The organism is Enterobacter sp. 237C8, from assembly GCF_034106865.1.
GTDB classification, from domain to species: Bacteria; Pseudomonadota; Gammaproteobacteria; order Enterobacterales; family Enterobacteriaceae; genus Enterobacter; species Enterobacter asburiae_B.
The window spans coordinates 209,748-227,087 of sequence record NZ_JAWNDF010000001.1 but is presented as its reverse complement, the minus strand read 5'-3'; the positions used below and the strand labels follow the sequence as shown (position 1 = coordinate 227,087).

At 57.8% G+C, this 17,340-nt stretch carries 19 protein-coding genes; 13 read left to right on the top strand and 6 right to left on the bottom strand.

All coding sequences use genetic code 11. The features are described from left to right. Positions 1-5 precede the first annotated feature (5 nt). The gene (malI, locus tag USF70_RS01110; RefSeq protein ID WP_320735179.1) at positions 6-1,022 is read left to right on the top strand and encodes a Mal regulon transcriptional regulator MalI; all 1,017 of its coding nucleotides are present in this window, start codon (positions 6-8) and stop codon (positions 1,020-1,022) included. A 74-nt stretch (positions 1,023-1,096) separates the two neighbouring features. Further along, positions 1,097-1,624 carry a metal-dependent hydrolase gene (locus USF70_RS01105; protein ID WP_039263988.1) on the top strand — a complete coding sequence of 176 codons (528 nt, stop codon included), beginning with the start codon at positions 1,097-1,099 and terminating at the stop codon, positions 1,622-1,624. 89 nt (positions 1,625-1,713) lie between these two features. Here USF70_RS01105 and cysS read toward each other — a convergent pair whose 3' ends face one another. After that, positions 1,714-3,099, bottom strand: a complete 1,386-nt coding sequence (gene cysS, locus USF70_RS01100; protein WP_029741052.1) for a cysteine--tRNA ligase — start codon at positions 3,097-3,099, stop codon at positions 1,714-1,716. A gap of 174 nt (positions 3,100-3,273) precedes the next feature. On the opposite strand from cysS, the gene ppiB reads away from it, so the two are divergent. The 7 genes from ppiB (at position 3,274) to mnmH (ending at position 7,985) form a co-directional block, all read left to right on the top strand. Beyond that, entirely contained in the window at positions 3,274-3,768 is a 495-nt protein-coding gene (ppiB, locus tag USF70_RS01095) for a peptidylprolyl isomerase B (RefSeq protein ID WP_010428247.1), read from the top strand. Between the two features lie 3 nt (positions 3,769-3,771). Next, entirely contained in the window at positions 3,772-4,494 is a 723-nt protein-coding gene (lpxH, locus tag USF70_RS01090) for a UDP-2,3-diacylglucosamine diphosphatase (RefSeq protein WP_232938487.1), read from the top strand. Positions 4,495-4,631: 137 nt separating this feature from the next. Beyond that, complete coding sequence (locus USF70_RS01085; RefSeq protein WP_033144821.1) at positions 4,632-4,841, top strand: YdgH/BhsA/McbA-like domain containing protein; 210 nt, start codon at positions 4,632-4,634, stop codon at positions 4,839-4,841. Positions 4,842-4,909: 68 nt separating this feature from the next. Then, positions 4,910-5,095 carry a hypothetical protein gene (locus USF70_RS01080; RefSeq protein WP_029741050.1) on the top strand — a complete coding sequence of 62 codons (186 nt, stop codon included), beginning with the start codon at positions 4,910-4,912 and terminating at the stop codon, positions 5,093-5,095. Between the two features lie 161 nt (positions 5,096-5,256). Beyond that, positions 5,257-5,766 (top strand): 5-(carboxyamino)imidazole ribonucleotide mutase, encoded by a 510-nt coding sequence (purE, locus tag USF70_RS01075; protein ID WP_023310631.1) that lies wholly within the window; start codon positions 5,257-5,259, stop codon positions 5,764-5,766. Next, complete coding sequence (purK, locus tag USF70_RS01070) at positions 5,763-6,830, top strand: 5-(carboxyamino)imidazole ribonucleotide synthase (protein ID WP_033144820.1); 1,068 nt, start codon at positions 5,763-5,765, stop codon at positions 6,828-6,830. Before purE ends, purK begins: the two co-directional genes overlap by 4 nt. Before the next feature lie 84 nt (positions 6,831-6,914). Next, complete coding sequence (mnmH, locus tag USF70_RS01065; RefSeq protein WP_320735178.1) at positions 6,915-7,985, top strand: tRNA 2-selenouridine(34) synthase MnmH; 1,071 nt, start codon at positions 6,915-6,917, stop codon at positions 7,983-7,985. Positions 7,986-8,110: 125 nt separating this feature from the next. Here mnmH and USF70_RS01060 read toward each other — a convergent pair whose 3' ends face one another. The 3 genes from USF70_RS01060 to ybbA form a co-directional block, all read right to left on the bottom strand. Then, positions 8,111-9,256 carry a porin gene (locus USF70_RS01060; protein ID WP_045887957.1) on the bottom strand — a complete coding sequence of 382 codons (1,146 nt, stop codon included), beginning with the start codon at positions 9,254-9,256 and terminating at the stop codon, positions 8,111-8,113. Positions 9,257-9,439: 183 nt separating this feature from the next. Then, the gene (ybbP, locus tag USF70_RS01055; RefSeq protein WP_320735177.1) at positions 9,440-11,854 is read right to left on the bottom strand and encodes a putative ABC transporter permease subunit YbbP; all 2,415 of its coding nucleotides are present in this window, start codon (positions 11,852-11,854) and stop codon (positions 9,440-9,442) included. Beyond that, complete coding sequence (gene ybbA / locus USF70_RS01050; protein WP_033144812.1) at positions 11,851-12,537, bottom strand: putative ABC transporter ATP-binding protein YbbA; 687 nt, start codon at positions 12,535-12,537, stop codon at positions 11,851-11,853. The genes ybbP and ybbA overlap by 4 nt, the downstream gene beginning before the upstream one ends. Here ybbA and tesA point away from each other — a divergent pair. From tesA to USF70_RS01035, 3 genes are read left to right on the top strand one after another with little or no spacing between them, the layout of a single operon-like run. Beyond that, positions 12,508-13,131: a multifunctional acyl-CoA thioesterase I/protease I/lysophospholipase L1 gene (gene tesA / locus USF70_RS01045; protein ID WP_032661743.1), complete on the top strand. Its 624-nt coding sequence runs from the start codon at positions 12,508-12,510 to the stop codon at positions 13,129-13,131. The two genes, ybbA and tesA, sit on opposite strands and share 30 nt — an antisense overlap. Positions 13,132-13,159: 28 nt before the next feature. Then, positions 13,160-13,930, top strand: a complete 771-nt coding sequence (locus USF70_RS01040; RefSeq protein ID WP_014882827.1) for an SDR family oxidoreductase — start codon at positions 13,160-13,162, stop codon at positions 13,928-13,930. 58 nt (positions 13,931-13,988) lie between these two features. Then, entirely contained in the window at positions 13,989-14,843 is an 855-nt protein-coding gene (locus USF70_RS01035) for a co-chaperone YbbN (RefSeq protein ID WP_320735176.1), read from the top strand. A 49-nt stretch (positions 14,844-14,892) separates the two neighbouring features. Here USF70_RS01035 and fetB read toward each other — a convergent pair whose 3' ends face one another. Further along, on the bottom strand, positions 14,893-15,675 hold the full coding sequence (gene fetB, locus USF70_RS01030; protein WP_023310623.1) for an iron efflux ABC transporter permease subunit FetB: 783 nt from the start codon (positions 15,673-15,675) through the stop codon (positions 14,893-14,895). After that, entirely contained in the window at positions 15,668-16,339 is a 672-nt protein-coding gene (gene fetA / locus USF70_RS01025) for an iron efflux ABC transporter ATP-binding subunit FetA (RefSeq protein ID WP_320735175.1), read from the bottom strand. Before fetA ends, fetB begins: the two co-directional genes overlap by 8 nt. A 143-nt stretch (positions 16,340-16,482) precedes the next feature. On the opposite strand from fetA, the gene USF70_RS01020 reads away from it, so the two are divergent. After that, positions 16,483-17,334 carry a hypothetical protein gene (locus USF70_RS01020; RefSeq protein ID WP_033144808.1) on the top strand — a complete coding sequence of 284 codons (852 nt, stop codon included), beginning with the start codon at positions 16,483-16,485 and terminating at the stop codon, positions 17,332-17,334. Positions 17,335-17,340: the final 6 nt, after the last annotated feature.

Below are 17,340 nucleotides of genomic sequence, written 5' to 3'. Positions count from 1 at the left end.
CGGTTTTGAAGAAAGTCAGCATTATTGATGTCGCAAAGCACGCGGGCGTATCGGTCTCAACCGTCTCGCTGGTTTTGCGCCAGAAAGGGAAAATCTCAGAGGCAACGATCGAGAAGGTCAACGCTGCCATCAATACGCTGGGCTATGTTCATAACGTTGCCGCTGCCAATCTCCGCGCCAATACGTCCAATCTGATTGGCCTGATCCTCCGCGACTTTAGCGACAGTTTCTCCATCAAGGTGATGGCGAGCATCGTCCAGGATCTTGAAAAACAGGGGTATATGGTTTTTCTCGGCCAGCCCCAGAACGACCATGACCATCTTAAGCGCTGCCTGCTGTCGTTTAAGCAGCAGGGCGTCGCCGGGGTTATCTATCTGGCCTCGGATACCCGCACCTCCACCCTGCCGGAGCAAATTCGCCGCTGCCCGCTGCCGCTGGTGGTGGTTTCTCAGTCGCTGCTGGATGAAAAATGCAATCTGGTGATGCGCGATAACCGTCAGGCGGCAAACCTGGCGGTGCGTTATCTTATCGAGCGCGGCCATCGCAATATTGCCTACATTGGCGGGCGTGAAGGCTGCCTCATCCGCGAGCAGCGCCTGCTCGGTTTTCGCAGCGCGATGACGCAGAACGGGCTGGTCTGGCGCGATGAATACTCTCCGGCCTGCAGCGATGACACCCTGGCAGCGGGTTTCGCCACCCGCCAGCTGCTGGAAAAAAACAACACCATCACCGCCCTGCTCTGCCACTCGCCGGATGCCATGATCGGCTCCATCTCCGGTATTCATCAGGTTGGACGAACGGTGGGTAAAGATGTGTTTTTGACGCAGCAGGTCGCGCTGGTCGGTTTCGAAGATATGCTCCACGTTAACCTCACCTCGCCGTCCTTTACCTACGTGTCGTCCGCCAGCGAAGAGACGGGGCGTCAGGCTGCCGGGCTGATTATTCGCACGCTGAAGGAGCCGACGCTGCAAACCCAGCGCATTACGCTTTCCGGACAGCTTATCGCGCGCGAGTCGGCGTAAAAATAAGAATTTGACGCGGGTCTGCCGGCGCGGGATTGCTGCTATATTTCCATGATTTGCCATGGATAATCGCAATGCCTACCGTTATTACACACGCTGCTGTTCCGCTTTGTCTGGGCTTAGGCCTGGGAACCAAAGTGATTCCTCCCCGCCTGCTGTTTGCCGGGATTGTCCTCGCCATGCTGCCGGATGCCGACGTGCTGGCGTTCAAGTTCGGCGTCGCGTACGGCAATGTTTTCGGCCATCGCGGCTTTACCCACTCCCTGCTGTTCGCCTTTGTGGTGCCGATACTCTGCGTGCTGACTGGACGACGATGGTTCCGGGCCAGCCTGACGCGGTGCTGGCTGTTTTTAACCGTGTCATTGCTATCGCACAGCCTGCTGGATTCGATTACCACGGGCGGGAAAGGCGTCGGCTGGCTGTGGCCGTGGTCAGATGAACGCTTCTTTGCGCCGTGGCAGGTGATTAAGGTCGCGCCGTTTGCGCTGTCGCGCTACACCACGCCGTACGGGCATCAGGTGATCGTGTCGGAGCTGCTGTGGGTGTGGCTGCCGGGAGTCGTGCTGATGGGGTTGCTGTGGTGGAGAAAACGTGGGCGCTGATGCCCTCACCCCGGCCCTCTCCCACGGGGAGAGGGAGAAAACCTAATAATTCCCTCTCCCTTTGGGAGAGGGTTAGGGTGAGGGGAAAATTACTTACGGCGCCAGGTGGTGCCCTGCGGGCCATCTTCCAGAATGATGCCCATCTCGGTCAGACGGTTACGCGCCGCATCTGCCGCCGCCCAGTCTTTTGCCTGACGCGCTTCCAGACGCGCTTTGATCAACGCTTCAATTTCCGCCACTTCACCGTCGTCCGCCTGCGCACCGCTCTGCAGGAACGCGTCCGGATCCTGCTCCAGCAGGCCGAGCACGGAGGAGAGCTTACGCAGATGGGACGCCAGCGCATTCGCCGCGGCCATATCTTCTGACTTCAGGCGGTTCACTTCGCGCGCCATGTCGAACAGCACGGAGTACGCTTCCGGGGTGTTGAAGTCGTCGTTCATCACCTCAACAAAGCGGGCTTCGAACGCTTCGCCGCCTGCAGCAGGAACAGACCTGTCGGTACCGCGCAGCGCGGTATACAGACGCTCCAGCGCAGAGCGCGCCTGTTTCAGGTTCTCTTCGCTGTAGTTCAGCTGGCTGCGATAGTGGCCGGACATCAGGAAGTAGCGCACGGTTTCCGCGTCGTAATACTTCAGCACGTCGCGCACGGTGAAGAAGTTACCCAGCGATTTAGACATCTTCTCGCGGTCAACCATTACCATGCCGGAGTGCATCCAGTAGTTAACGTACTCGCCGCCGTGGGCGCAGGTGGACTGCGCGATTTCGTTTTCGTGGTGCGGGAACATCAGGTCTGAACCGCCGCCGTGGATATCGAAGTGCTTGCCCAGCTGCTTGCAGTTCATCGCGGAACATTCAATGTGCCAGCCCGGACGGCCTTCGCCCCACGGTGATGGCCAGCTTGGCTCGCCCTCTTTGGACATTTTCCACAGCACGAAGTCCATCGGGTTACGCTTCACGTCAACCACGTCAACGCGCGCGCCGGCCTGGAGCTGGTCCAGATCCTGACGGGAAAGCGAACCGTAGGTTGGGTCCGTCGGCACCGAGAACATCACGTCACCGTTGTCCGCAACGTAGGCATGACCGCGAGCGATCAGCTTTTCGGTGATCTCGATGATTTCGTGAATATGGTGGGTCGCGCGCGGCTCGCTGTCCGGGCGCTGAATATTCAGGGCGTCGAAATCTTTGTGCATTTCGACGATCATGCGATCGACCAGCGCAACGAAGCTTTCGCCGTTTTCATTAGCGCGCTTGATGATTTTGTCGTCGATGTCGGTGATATTACGCACGTATTTCAGGGTGTAGCCCAGAAAACGCAGGTAGCGTGACACCACGTCGAAGGCGACAAAGGTACGGCCATGGCCAATATGACAGAGATCGTAAACCGTAATACCACACACGTACATGCCGACTTCCCCGGCATGGATAGGTTTAAATTCCTCTTTCTGGCGCGTCATTGTATTAAAGATTTTTAACATCGAAGATTCCATGTAAACACGTGTGTGGTTGAAAACCGGCTATTCTACCCGTAATTCAAACCCGAAGCAGCACACAATGCAAGGTGATCGCATCCTGTGGTTATGCTATAACAAGCCCCTATAGATGACCCGAACGCGGGTCGACGTACCACAATAACGGAACAGGATGCAAAAATGGTTACTTTCCACACTAATCATGGCGATATCGTAATCAAAACCTTTGATGACAAAGCGCCTGAAACAGTTAAAAACTTCCTGGACTACTGCCGCGAAGGTTTCTACAACAACACCATTTTCCACCGCGTGATCAACGGCTTTATGATCCAGGGCGGCGGTTTCGAACCTGGCATGAACCAGAAAGAGACCAAAGAAGCGATCAAAAACGAAGCGAACAACGGTCTGAAAAACACCCGCGGTACGCTGGCAATGGCCCGTACTCAGGCGCCACACTCTGCCACCGCGCAGTTCTTCATCAACGTGGCGGACAACGACTTCCTGAACTTCTCCGGCGAAAGCCTGCAGGGTTGGGGCTACTGCGTATTCGCAGAAGTGGTTGAAGGTATGGACGTGGTTGACAAGATCAAAGCCGTCTCTACTGGCCGCAGCGGTATGCACCAGGACGTTCCTAAAGAAGACGTTGTGATTACAAGCGTGACCGTCAGCGAGTAATTCGTGGCGACACTCTTTATTGCGGATCTGCATCTGCAAACAGAAGAACCGGCGATAACCGCCGGTTTTCTGCGTTTTTTACGCGGTGAAGCGAAAAGCGCCGATGCGCTGTACATCCTGGGCGACCTCTTTGAAGCCTGGATTGGCGACGACGACCCTAACCCGCTGCACCGTGAAATGGCAGACGCCATTCACGCCCTCGTGGATTCCGGCGTTCCCTGCTATTTCATTCACGGCAACCGTGATTTCCTGATCGGCAAGCGCTACGCCCGCGAAAGCGGCATGACGCTGCTGCCGGAAGAGCAGGTGCTCGATCTCTATGGCCGCAGGATCCTGATCATGCACGGCGACACGCTCTGCACCGATGATACCGGCTACCTGGCGTTTCGCGCCAAAGTCCACACCCCGTGGATCCAAAAGATGTTCCTTGCGCTGCCGCTGTTTATCCGCAACCGTATCGCCGCCAGAATGCGCGCGGGCAGTAAAGCCGCCAACAGCAGCAAATCCATGACCATCATGGACGTGAACCCGCAGGCCGTGGTGAGCGTGATGGAAAAGCATGGCGTTCAGTGGTTGATCCACGGTCATACCCATCGTCCTGACGTCCATTCCCTTATCGCCAACGGCGAACCGGCCCATCGCGTGGTATTAGGTGCCTGGCACACCGAAGGTTCCATGGTCAAAGTCACGCCAGAGGGCGTGGAGCCGATCGCCTTTCCGTTTTAACCCCTCGCACCATCATTCTATTTTTTTGAACAATATCGGCAAATTGTTTCGATTTTAATCAGCCCGTGGGCGGCCTATTATTTATCACATCAGGGCAACACGCCCTATCCCAGATAAAACACTTAAGGAATACGACCATGAAATCCATCAAAACTTTCGTTGCAGCTGCCGCTCTTTCCCTGGTTTCTTTCGGTTCTTTCGCTCAAAGCGTGAGCGCAACCGCCTCTACCCTTGACCGCGCAGAAGCGAAAATTGCCGCGCAGGCCGCCGAGCAGAATGCCTCTTATAAAATCACGAGCGCGAAGGTCAACAACCGCGTGTACATGACCGCAGAACTGACTAAATAAAAACCCTGATTGCCGTGCCGCCAGCGAAGACGTGCGACAGCGACAATACGATGAGGAAGGAACAGAGAATGAAAAACATCAGCATCGTAAGTACCCTGCTGCTGGCAGTCGTGGTGTCCACTGGCGCACAGGCCGCGGAGAATCGCTTCTCCGTGCCAAAATCGGGCTCGAATGCCGACACCAGCATGGTGAATCATATCGATGTCAGCCGCGCGTTCGACAACGAGAACCTGTCCGCAGGGGATCTTCAGTAACATCATATAAAAGACCGCCATCGTGCGGTCTTTTTTGTTATCGCTTTCTCGCCATAACTGCTCACCTTTTAACCGCGCAACCGTTTTCCTTGCCCGTATAACATGCTATTCTCTGTGCCCTCGAAAGCAGTGTGTTTCGCACCACAGGAGTTTTAAGACGCATGTCTTCCCGCAATAATCCGGCGCGTGTCGCCATCGTGATGGGGTCCAAAAGCGACTGGGCTACCATGCAGTTCGCCGCCGAAATCTTTGAAATCCTGAATGTTCCGCACCACGTTGAAGTGGTCTCCGCGCACCGTACACCGGACAAACTGTTCAGCTTCGCCGAAAGCGCCGAAGAGAACGGTTATGAGGTGATCGTTGCCGGCGCGGGCGGCGCAGCACATCTGCCAGGCATGATTGCCGCTAAAACCCTGGTGCCGGTACTGGGCGTTCCGGTCCAAAGCGCCGCGTTAAGCGGTGTGGATAGCCTCTACTCAATCGTCCAGATGCCGCGCGGTATTCCTGTCGGCACGCTGGCGATTGGTAAAGCGGGTGCTGCCAATGCCGCCCTGCTGGCGGCGCAAATTCTTGCGACGCACGATAAAGCATTACACCAGCGTCTGGCGGAGTGGCGTAAAGCCCAGACAGACGAGGTGCTGGACAATCCGGACCCGCGGGGTGCGGCATGAAGCAGGTTTGCGTCCTCGGTAACGGCCAGCTAGGCCGCATGCTGCGTCAGGCCGGTGAGCCGCTGGGTATTGCCGTCTGGCCCGTCGGGCTGGACGCCGAACCGGAAGCCGTACCGTTCCACCAGAGCGTGATCACCGCCGAGATCGAACGTTGGCCGGAAACGGCTCTGACGCGCGAGCTGGCGCGTCATAACGCCTTCGTTAACCGCGACGTGTTCCCGATCATCGCCGACCGTCTGACGCAAAAGCAGCTGTTCGACAAGCTCGGTCTGCCGACCGCGCCGTGGCAGCTCTTGTCCGATAAAAGCGAGTGGAATGACGTTTTCGCGATGCTGGGCGAGCTGGCAATCGTGAAGCGCCGCGTGGGCGGTTACGACGGCCGCGGCCAGTGGCGCCTGCGTGCAGATGAAACGGCAGAACTGCCGGACGACTGCTACGGCGAGTGCATCGTTGAGCAGGGCATCAACTTCAGCGGCGAAGTGTCGCTGGTTGGCGCGCGCGGGCAAGACGGGCATACCGTCTTTTATCCGCTGACGCATAACCTGCATCAGGACGGCATTCTGCGCACCAGCGTCGCCTTCCCGCACGCCAATGCTGACCAGCAGGCGCAGGCGGAAGATATGCTCTCTGCCATCATGCACGAACTCGGGTATGTGGGCGTCATGGCGATGGAGTGCTTTATCACCCCGTCCGGTCTGCTGATCAACGAACTTGCGCCGCGCGTGCACAATAGCGGCCACTGGACGCAAAACGGCGCGTCCATCAGCCAGTTCGAGCTGCACCTGCGCGCGATTACGGACCTGCCGCTGCCGCAGCCGGTGGTAAACAGCCCGTCGGTGATGATCAACCTGATCGGCACCGATCTGAACTACGACTGGCTGAAGCTGCCGCTCGTGCATCTGCACTGGTATGACAAAGAGGTTCGCGCGGGTCGTAAGGTCGGTCACCTGAACCTGAACGACAGCGACACGGGCCGCCTGAGCGCCACCCTGGAAGCAATGATCCCTCTCCTGCCGCCGGAATATGCGAGCGGCATTGTCTGGGCACAGTCAAAGCTCAAGTAAGACATCTGCGCCGGGGAGTTGATCTTCCCCTTCCCCGGCGTACAATCCCCGCCCATTGCTGCTGAGTTTTCTTCTGGAACAACCATGAACGATGGAACGGACTATCGCGCGATCCTCGCGTCTGATACCCCTTTAATCGACGTTCGCGCGCCGATCGAATTTGCCCAGGGCGCGATGCCTGCGGCGATCAACCTGCCCTTAATGAACGACGACGAGCGCGCCGCCGTCGGTACCTGCTATAAACGCCAGGGCCCCGAGGCCGCGCTGGCGCTCGGCCATCAGCTGGTGAGCGGCGAGACGCGTGAGGCACGCATTAACGCCTGGCGGGAAGCCAGCCTTACCCATCCTGAGGGCTTTCTCTGCTGCGCGCGCGGCGGCCAGCGCTCGCATATCTCGCAGGCCTGGCTGAAAGAGGCGGGCGTTGACTACCCGCTGATCCGCGGCGGCTACAAAGCCCTGCGTCAGACGGCGATTCAGGTGACCATCGAGCAGTCGCAAAAGCCGATGGTGCTGATTGGCGGCTGTACCGGAAACGGTAAAACCCTGCTGGTGAAGCAGCACGCGCAGGGTATCGATCTGGAAGGGCTGGCGCACCACCGAGGTTCGTCGTTTGGCCGCACGCTCACGCCGCAGCTTTCCCAGGCCAGCTTTGAAAACCACCTTGCGGTTGAGCTCCTGAAAAAAGACGCCGCGCGCTGGGTGCTGGAAGACGAGGGCCGGATGATTGGCTCCAACCACCTGCCGGAGTGCCTGCGCGACCGCATGGCTGAAGCCCCTATCGTTGTCGTCGAAGACCCGTTTGACGTCCGCCTTGAGCGCCTGCGCGAAGAGTATTTCGACCATATGTGGGCAGACTTTTCTGCCGCATACGGCGAGGAAGCGGGCTGGAAAGAATACAGCGAGTATCTGCACCACGGCCTGTTTGCCATTCGCCGCCGTCTGGGGCTGCAGCGGTATGCAGAATTCACCGCGCTGTTAGATTCCGCGCTGCTGGAACAGCAACGCTCCGGCAGCACTGCCGCGCACTTCAGCTGGCTTGCGCCGCTGCTGAAGGATTATTACGACCCGATGTACGGCTATCAGCTGGAGAAAAAGGCGGAGAAGATTGTGTATCGCGGGACGTACGAAGAGATTGCTGAGTGGCTTGATCGCTGAAAAATAAAGCCGGGTGGCGAGGTAAAAGCAAAACGGCAACCTGGGTTGCCGTTTTTAATGTTTATTCCCTCTCCCCGTGGGAGAGGGTCAGGGTGAGGGCATCAGGGCGCACCCAACAAGACGACTTAGAAGTCGTAACGCAGACGCACCAGGTTCATGTCGCCCAGGTTGTCGGTGCTGGAGGTGAACACGTGTTCGTAATCCACGCGGAAACCGTAATCCAGCTGGAAGCTGATACCCACGCCGTTGTCGATGCGCTGGTAGTTACGGCCGTTCACGTACTCAATACGGTCGCCCATGAAGTAAGGCTGGATGGATTTAACCGCGTACTGGCCGACCGGGAACTTGTAGCCCGCAAAGTATTCAATACCCCATGCATCACCCGCAAAGTAGTCGTTAACCGACACTTTTTTGGTGGTCATGAAGTTCTGGTACCAGCCGCCGCCTGCGGAGAAGGTCCAGTTGTCCGGGGTCCAGCTCAGCGCGGTACCGAGAATGTTCTGGTCGTAGGTTTTGCTGTCGCCGTTGTCCGGGTTACGCATGTCCGCGCGGGTGTAGTTCCACGCCGCGCCCCAGGTCAGGTCGGTAGTCAGGTGGTAATCCAGACCCAGCGAGCCGCCGCCTTTACGCTTGTAGCGCAGGCCGTTGCCCGGCAGGTATTCGCTGTCTTCAAACAGGTAAGATGCGTAGATGTCGGCATCGCCCACGGTTTTCTTATATTTCAGCATCTGGCGTGAACGGTAAGAACCGTCGTAATCGCCGTTGATCCCGTTACCCGGAGCCTGACCAATCATGTCGTAGTCCCAGATATCGGTTTTCGCGCCCACCACATCATAGTAAACGCTGTTCTGTTGACCGAAGGTCAGCGTACCCCAGGTATCGCTCTTCAGACCGGTGTAGAGCATACGACGCGTGGTGTCGTGTGCGCCGTCGGCGTAGTGGTGATCCCAGTTAAACTGCGCAGGAATATTGACACCCAGCTCGTAGTAGCTGATCCAGCTGATGTCATCAAACAGGTAGTAATCAGCCGCGAAACGGAAACGGGTGCCGCCGTCAAAGCCGTTACGCTTGTAGCTGTTTTTACCGTCGTCGCCGGTCATGTTCTGGAACTGAGGACGAATACTGCCGCCAACGGTAAAGTTCAGGCGGCTCAGCGGGTTACCCGCCTGAGGCTCCTGCTTAAGAACGGTGATTTCCGCCTGAGAAGCGAAGGTAGTCAATGCCACTGCCGCGCCGATCGTTGCCGCCAGCGCTGATTTTTTTATAGTCATTATTTTTCCTTAATAGACACGCTGCTAAATATTTAGCGGGTGAATATTAACTGGAAATAATCGGGCCGTGTGGTCGGGTTTTTAATGTTTTGTGCTACTAAATGAGTGGGTATTATCAGTTTGTGCTATTTAAACGCTGCGCACCGGCATTAAAACCCGGTGCGCAACTATCACCGTGCTAAATCAACTCGCAAACTGACGGAACAGGGCTTTGCCCTTTAACAGCCGCGTGCCGAGCCAGCCTCCGCAGAGAGAAAGCAGCACCGCGCCGCTGAGAGGCAGGATCAACCAGAGACGCCAGTCAGGCTCCCACGGGAAGTCGAAAACCTTTGTCTGCAGCACCGCCAGCGCCGTTTCCGCGCCAATGGCCGCTACCAGACCCGCCACCAGCCCCAGCAGCGCAAACTCGCTCCAGAGCGTCATCCGCAGCAGCCGCTTTCCAGCCCCCAGCGTGCGGTAGACCACCAGCTCCTGATGGCGCTGGCGCATGCCCACCTGCACCTGGGCCAGCAGCAACAGCACGCCGCAGATCGTCACCAGCACCACCATCACCTCCAGCGCGCGGCTCACCTGCTCCAGAACCTGCCCTACCTGCTTCAGGATCGCGCCAATATCCAGCAGGCTGACCGTCGGAAACTCCCGGTTGAGCTGGGTCAGCATGCCGTTGCCGTTTTCCCAGCGGAAACTGGTCAGCCAGCTCTGCGGCTGACCGTCCAGCGCGCCCGGCGGGAAGATAAAGAAGAAGTTTGGCCGCAGGCTTTCCCAGTCCACTTTACGCAGGCTGGTGACTTTCGCGGTAAAATCCTGGGTATCGCCGGTAAAGGTGACGCTGTCCCCCAGCTTCACGTTCAGGCGCGTCGCCAGCCCCTCCTCCATCGACACTTCCCCCGCTTTTGGCGGCCAGGTGCCGGCGGTAAGCGGGTTGTGGTCAGGGCGTTTCTCCTGCCAGGTCAGGTTCAGCTCGCGGTTCAGCGACTCGTCCTTGTTCCCGTCCGCTGGCTGGCCGTTGATCTGCGTCAGACGCGCGCGAACGATGGGATAGAACGACTCAGGGATAATGTGATGCTCCGCCAGGAAGCCCTTCAGCGACGTGACCTGCTCAGGGGCAATGTTGATCAGGAAATAGTTCGGGCTTTCCGGGGGAAGCTGCTGCTGCCAGCGATCGAGCAGATCGCCGCGCAGCACTAACAGCAGCGCCAGCAGCATAAACGACAGCGAAAACGCCGACAGCTGGCTGAGCGTTGACCACGGCTGATGCAGCAGGCGGTTGACCGCCAGGCGCACGGGCAGCGATTTCACCGTGAGCCGCTTCAGGACGTTGAGCAGTATCCAGCCCAGCACGCCGCACAGCAGCGCCAGCACAACCGCCCCGGCCAGTACCGCCCACAGCAGCGTGCTGCCCCCCATCAGCCACGCCAGCAGCCCCACCGCCACGGCAATAATCACCGGAAGGTAGAACTTCAGCGGCCAGACGTTCGCCACCACATCGTTGCGAAGCACGCGCAGCGGCTGCGTCGCGAGCAGCAGGCGGTAGGGGCGTAGCCCCACCAGCAGCGAAATCACCGTCATTGCGCCCATCGCCCACAGCCACGGCCAGAGGCTGGCCGGCGGCAAGGCGGCCGGGAGCACCGGCTTCAGCATCACCATCAGCAGTTTTTCAAACAGCAGCCCGATTATTCCGCCAGTAATCGCGGAGAGGACCAGCAGCATCAGCCACTGGCCGACAATCAGCTTGCGCAGCTGCGCCCTGCCCGCCCCCAGGGTTTTGAGGATCGCCACCAGGTCGTAACGGCTGCGGCAGTAGTGCCCCATCGCCACGGCAACCGCCGCCACCGCCAGCAGCAGGGTCAACAGTGCCGAAAGCAGCAGGAACTGCTGAGAACGTTCAAGTGATTTACCCAGCGCCCCTTCGTCCTGCTCCAGCCCGTACCAGCGGTGCTCCGGCTTGAGCTGCGGCAGAAGCCATTTTTCGTACGCGTCAAGCTGGGCAGGCGTGCCGCCAAACTTATAGCGCCAGGTGACGCGGCTGCCCGGCTGTACAGCATGGGTTGCCGCGACATCCGCGGTGTTCATCAGCAGGCGCGGCGCGAGCTGGAAGGGGTTAAAGCCGGAATCGGGCTCCTGCACCACTTCCCCGGCAATGTTGAAGGTGGCGTCGCCGACGTCGATGCTATCGCCGGGTTTCAGGTTCAGAAGCGCCATCAGACGTGATGCCAGCAGCACCGTACCGGGCTTTGGCTTCAGCCCTGGCGGGTTGGTCTGCAGTTCGCCGTACATCGGGTAGATATCATCGACGGCTTTAACGCTGGCGAGCTGCGGCGTGTCGCCCGCAAACGTCATGGTCTGGAAGCTTATCTGCTCCCCCACCTTCAGCCCTTGTTTACGTGCTTCGTCAATCCAGCCCGACGGCACCGGGCGGGAGCTTTGCAGCGCCCGGTCACCCGCCATAAACTCCCGGCTCTGCTGGCTAAGCCCTTTTTCCATGCGGTCGCTGACGCTGCCGAGCGCCAGCACGCAGGCCACCGCCAGGCTTAGCGCCAGCCAGACAATCAGCAGCGAGGGCGAGCGCCACTCGCGCCAGAACCAGCGGGTAATCATGCCTCCTCCTGAAGAATACCGTTCACTAGCCGCAGGCGACGGTCGCAGCGGGCGGCGAGCTGCGGATCGTGGGTGACGAGGATCAGCGTGGTGCCGTGCTCGCGGTTGAGCGAAAACAGCAGGTCGGCAATCCGGTCACCGGTTTTACGGTCAAGGTTACCTGTGGGCTCATCGGCAAACAGGACTTCGGGACGACCGTTAAACGCCCGCGCCAGCGCCACGCGCTGCTGCTCACCGCCGGAAAGCTGTGCGGGAAGGTGGTCGAGACGCTTGCCCAGACCGAGCTGCTCCAGCAGCGCCTTCGCGTGCGCCCGGCTTTCACGGCTGTTTTCACCGCGCAACAGCGCCGGGAGTTCGACGTTTTCCAGCGCGTTCAGGGTGGGGATCAGCATGAAGGACTGGAAGACAAAACCAACGTGACGCGCGCGCAGCGCGGCCCGCGCCTCTTCATCAAGCTGGTGCAGCGGGTGCCCGACAAGGTGGACCTCGCCGCTGCTGCCGTCGTCCAGACCGGCCAAAATCGCCAGCAGCGTGGACTTGCCGGAGCCGGATTCGCCAATCAGCGCGATGGTTTCAGCGCGTTTGACAACGAGTTCAACTCCAGTAAGGATGGAAAGCTCGTGTTCCCCCTGACCGACGGACTTCTTAAGATGATGAACTTCAACACTGTTTTCCGCTGGCATTTGCCCTTCCTGTTTTTGATTCTGATGACCTTCCGCGCGGCGGCAGCGGACACGTTACTGGTTCTCGGCGACAGCCTGAGCGCAGGCTATCGCATGGCGGCCAGCGCGGCCTGGCCTGCTCTGCTCAACGACAAATGGCAGAGCAAGACGTCGGTAATTAACGCCAGCATCAGCGGCGATACCTCGCAGCAGGGCCTGTCGCGCCTGCCTGCACTGCTCAAACAGCATCAGCCGCGCTGGGTGCTGGTGGAGCTTGGCGGTAACGATGGATTGCGCGGTTTTCAGCCTCAGCAAACCGAGCAAACGCTGCGCACCATTTTGCAGGATATCAAAGCGGCAAACGCCCAGCCGCTGCTGATGCAAATTCGCCTGCCCGCCAACTACGGTCGTCGGTATAATGAAGCCTTTAGCGCGATCTACCCTAAGCTTGCCAAAGAGTTTGATATTCCGCTGCTGCCATTTTTCATGGAAGAGGTCTATCTCAAACCCCAGTGGATGCAAGACGACGGGATCCACCCCAATCGCGATGCTCAGCCGTTTATTGCCGACTGGATGGCAACGCGGCTGGCTCCTTTAGTTAAACATGACTCCTGATTAAGCGGAGATCCTGACAGGTAAAGTTATGCAAAAATCGGTCTTAATTACAGGATGTTCCAGTGGAATCGGCCTGGAAAGCGCGCTCGAACTGAAGCGCCAGGGGTTTCGGGTGCTGGCGGCGTGTCGCAAACCCGACGATGTCGAACGCATGAACGGGCTGGGCTTTACCGGCGTGCTGCTGGATATGGACTCGCCGGAGAGCGTTGAACGCGCCGCCGATGAGGTGATCGCGCTGACCGACAATCGTCTGTACGGGCTCTTTAACAATGCCGGCTACGGCGTGTATGGCCCGCTGGATACGCTCTCCCGCGAAACGCTGGAGAAACAGTTTTCGACCAACTTCTTCGGCGTGCATCAGCTCACCATGCGCCTGCTCCCCGCGATGCTGCCGCACGGTGAAGGGCGCATCGTGATGACATCGTCAGTGATGGGGCTGATTTCCACCCCGGGCCGCGGCGCCTACGCCGCCAGCAAATATGCGCTGGAGGCCTGGTCCGACGCCCTGCGCATGGAGCTGCGCCACAGCGGCATCAAGGTCAGCCTGATTGAGCCCGGCCCGATCCGCACCCGCTTTACCGAAAACGTGAACCAGACCCAGGCGGATAAGCCGGTCGAGAACCCCGGCATTGCCGCACGTTTTACCCTCGGGCCAGAGGCGGTGGTGGCCAAAGTGCGCCATGCTTTTGAGAGCGAACATCCTAAAATGCGCTATCCGGTGACGCTGGTCACCCATGCCGTAGGCTGGTTAAAACGCCTGCTGCCGGGCCGGATGATGGACAAAATTTTGCACGGTTGAGTTGAAGCGACGACGCTCATCCCCATGTAAAGAACAAACCGACAAAAGAGAAAGCCGCATGTCCGTACAGAATATCGTCAATATTACAGAAGCTAACCTGCAACAGACCCTTGAACAGTCGATGACCAAACCGGTCCTGTTCTACTTCTGGTCTGAACGCAGCCAACACTGCCTGCAGCTGACGCCGGTGCTGGAAAGCCTTACCGCCCAGTACAACGGTCAGTTCATTCTCGCTAAGCTGGACTGTGACGCCGAGCCGATGGTGGCGTCTCAGTTTGGTCTGCGCGCCATTCCTACCGTCTATCTGTTCCAGAACGGTCAGCCCGTTGACGGTTTCCAGGGGCCGCAGCCGGAAGAGGCTATCCGCGCCCTGTTGGATAAAGTGCTGCCGCGTGAAGAAGAGCTGAAAGCGCAGGAAGGCATGGCGCTGATGCAGGAAGGTAAATACGACGAGGCGCTGCCGCTGCTCAAAGAGGCGTGGCAGCTGTCGAATCAGAACAGCCAGATTGGCCTGCTGCTGGCGGAAACGCAGATCGCCCTGCACCGTTCAGAAGACGCGGAAGCCGTACTCAAGACGGTTCCGCTGCAGGATCAGGACACCCGCTATCAGGGTCTTGTCGCGCAGATTGAGCTGCTGAAACAGGCGGCGGACACCCCGGAAATTCAGCAGCTGCAGCAGCAGGTTGCCGACAACCCGGCCGACGCCGCGCTGGCAAGCCAGCTGGCGCTGCAGCTGCACCAGGTGGGGCGTAACGAAGAGGCGCTGGAACTGCTGTTCAGCCACCTGCAAAAAGACCTGGCAGCCGCAGACGGTCAGGCGCGTAAGATGTTCCAGGAAATTCTGGCCGCGCTGGGCACCGGAGACGCGCTGGCGTCGAAGTATCGTCGTCAGCTGTACGCGTTGCTCTACTAACAAAAAAATGCCCGGTGGCGCTAACGCTTACCGGGCCTACAAAACAGGCTTAACCCGTTTTCTTTAATTGCGTCACCACCAGCTGGTGGCGCGCGTTGTAGAACTTCCGATAGGTCAGGTAGCAGGCAATGATGGTTGACAGGCTTGCCGTAGAGAGCAGCATAAACGTCACCATGATCTGATACTTAATCGCTTTGACCGGATCGATACCGGCAAAAATCAGCCCCGACATCATGCCCGGCAGGCTCACCAGCCCCACCGTTTTGGCTGAATCGACCGTTGGGATCAGCGATGAGCGAATGCTCTCACGAATCAGCCGCGCCGAGGCCACTTTAGGCGTCGCTCCCAGGCTTAATTTCTCCTGCAGCTGCTGCTGTTCACTGCTGAAGCGCTGGCCGAGATTGTTATAACAGAGCCCAACGGCCACCATGGCGTTCCCCGCAATCATCCCGGAGATAGGGATAACCTGCATCGGCGTAAACGCAATCGAGCCGGAGAGCACCAGCACCGCCAGCGTGAGCGCCGTTCCGGTGGTAATGGCAATAAACGACGAGATAAACGCCTTATCAATGTATTTACTGCGCTTTTTCGCATTCCACGCCGCGTTAAAACAGATAAAGAGCACCATCAGCAGCGTCAGCACCGCGTGGTTGACGTTGAAAATATACTTCAGCACATAGCCAACAATGATGAGCTGAACCACCGCGCGGCAGATACTCCACACAATATCTTTTTCCAGCCCCAGCTTTTCCCGGTAGCTAACCACAATTGCAATCAGCACCAGCACCATCGAAAACGCCAGGGATTCATTGGTAATGTTATGCTCACCCACGGTTAGCCTCCTGCATTTTCCCGCCGTGCGGCTGAAGCGTAATCACGTCATCCGCATGGGTTATTTCATTAGCGTCGTGCGTCACCCACAGCACGGCAATATTCTGCTCCCGGACGTAGCGATGAATAATCTCGTTAACGTTGCGCTTGTTGACGTCATCGAGCGCGCTGGTAATTTCGTCCAGCAAAAGCACCTTCGGTAAAAACTGCAGGTTGCGGATCAGCGAGACGCGCTGCTTTTCTCCGCCCGACAGCGCGGTGATGGATTTGGTTAACGTCTCCTGCGCCAGGCCAAAGTGGGCCAGATCGCTGATAAACTTTTCCGGCTCCGGCGTTTTATTGCGGATTTGCCACGGGAAAATCAGGTTGTCATAAACCGTATCGCCAAACAGCGCGGGGGTTTGCACGCAGTAGGAGACCTGCTGGCGATAGTTTTCCGGGGACAGGGTTGAGATATCCTGTCCTTCAAACAGAATGGTGCCCTCCGTCGGGCTGAGGAGTGAGGCCACAATTTTCAGCAGCGTGCTTTTACCGCAGCCTGAAGGGCCCGTGATTAATTTAAACTCGCCCGGCGACAGGCTAAACCCGACGTGCTGAAGAATAATGTTTTCTCCAACACGAAATCCGATATCCCTGAGATGTAATAGTTCTTTTTTATCGTTCATTACGCTTCCGTTAACCGCTTCGTGTAATAACCGCCTGTAGCATAATCCTTTCGTGCGCACAGAGCGAATAGCCTCACGCTAAAGCAAGTGTTAAACTTTTTGTTTGTCATTTGTCTCCACCATCACTACAGGAAGTAAGCAGCATGGCACATATCTTTTATGAGTTTCCTTCCCTGAAGCCTGGTGTTCCTGATGTCGAAACATTAATGGAAGTCATCAAATCGTCGGAACTCACGCGTTTTGTCATCGGTGCAGAGGTGGTGGATTTTGTTAAGAAGGCGCTTATCGTGAACACCACGATCGGCAGTTTCAAAAATTGCTATTTCGCCTTCGACAACGGGACACACTTCCTGGAATTTGACGGCAAGGGAAAATCCAAACGTTTCAATGAGGTACCCGACTGGTTCGTCTCTCCGGCTGAATTTTCTCGTACCCAGTGGCTTATCAACCACGATCTTGCGGATGTAAAGGCCACCCAATTCATTGACGTGCTGATGTCCTATCCGCTGAAAGAGCGCCGTGCGCACTGTAATTTGTTATTCGGGCTGGAGCTGGAAAAGGTGAATGCGGTTCCGGCCCCAGCGTCAGCCGCAGGGAAAATCGGCAATAAAAACGGTAAAACGACCAAACCGCGCGTCACCGATCTGGGATCGTTTGAATTGTTCAGCCAGTTCTTTGCGCGCATGAAAACCGCCGTGCTGGCCGATGAGTTTCCCACCCTGCAGGTTCTGACGGGCATGGATAACCTGACTAAAGCGCCGCATAATTTAAAGCAGGGTATCAGAACGTGGTTCAAAGCCATCGCGGGCGATCTTCCTCCCAATAACAAGCGCGTTGAAGCGGGAAATGCCGTTCTGTTCTGCGCCCCCATTCGCGAACAGATCCAGCGTATCGAAGCGCTGGGGCTGGAGAAGTACTACCAGGGATTATCCAAAGCCATTGCCGAAGCGGGTGATGGATTCATCTCTGACTTTACCTATACTTACGAGCAATAAACACAC

Bases quoted from the DNA above. Each gene is read 5' to 3' on its own strand.
- USF70_RS01060 (WP_045887957.1), bottom strand. From the start codon at position 9,256: ATGACTATAAAAAAATCAGCGCTGGCGGCAACGATCGGCGCGGCAGTG.
- ybbP (WP_320735177.1), bottom strand. From the start codon at position 11,854: ATGATTACCCGCTGGTTCTGGCGCGAGTGGCGCTCGCCCTCGCTGCTG.
- ppiB (WP_010428247.1), top strand. From the start codon at position 3,274: ATGGTTACTTTCCACACTAATCATGGCGATATCGTAATCAAAACCTTT.
- USF70_RS01085 (WP_033144821.1), top strand. From the start codon at position 4,632: ATGAAATCCATCAAAACTTTCGTTGCAGCTGCCGCTCTTTCCCTGGTT.
- USF70_RS01040 (WP_014882827.1), top strand. From the start codon at position 13,160: ATGCAAAAATCGGTCTTAATTACAGGATGTTCCAGTGGAATCGGCCTG.
- cysS (WP_029741052.1), bottom strand. From the start codon at position 3,099: ATGTTAAAAATCTTTAATACAATGACGCGCCAGAAAGAGGAATTTAAA.
- purK (WP_033144820.1), top strand. From the start codon at position 5,763: ATGAAGCAGGTTTGCGTCCTCGGTAACGGCCAGCTAGGCCGCATGCTG.
- mnmH (WP_320735178.1), top strand. From the start codon at position 6,915: ATGAACGATGGAACGGACTATCGCGCGATCCTCGCGTCTGATACCCCT.
- USF70_RS01080 (WP_029741050.1), top strand. From the start codon at position 4,910: ATGAAAAACATCAGCATCGTAAGTACCCTGCTGCTGGCAGTCGTGGTG.
- purE (WP_023310631.1), top strand. From the start codon at position 5,257: ATGTCTTCCCGCAATAATCCGGCGCGTGTCGCCATCGTGATGGGGTCC.
- USF70_RS01020 (WP_033144808.1), top strand. From the start codon at position 16,483: ATGGCACATATCTTTTATGAGTTTCCTTCCCTGAAGCCTGGTGTTCCT.
- tesA (WP_032661743.1), top strand. From the start codon at position 12,508: ATGAACTTCAACACTGTTTTCCGCTGGCATTTGCCCTTCCTGTTTTTG.
- ybbA (WP_033144812.1), bottom strand. From the start codon at position 12,537: ATGCCAGCGGAAAACAGTGTTGAAGTTCATCATCTTAAGAAGTCCGTC.
- USF70_RS01035 (WP_320735176.1), top strand. From the start codon at position 13,989: ATGTCCGTACAGAATATCGTCAATATTACAGAAGCTAACCTGCAACAG.
- fetA (WP_320735175.1), bottom strand. From the start codon at position 16,339: ATGAACGATAAAAAAGAACTATTACATCTCAGGGATATCGGATTTCGT.
- USF70_RS01105 (WP_039263988.1), top strand. From the start codon at position 1,097: ATGCCTACCGTTATTACACACGCTGCTGTTCCGCTTTGTCTGGGCTTA.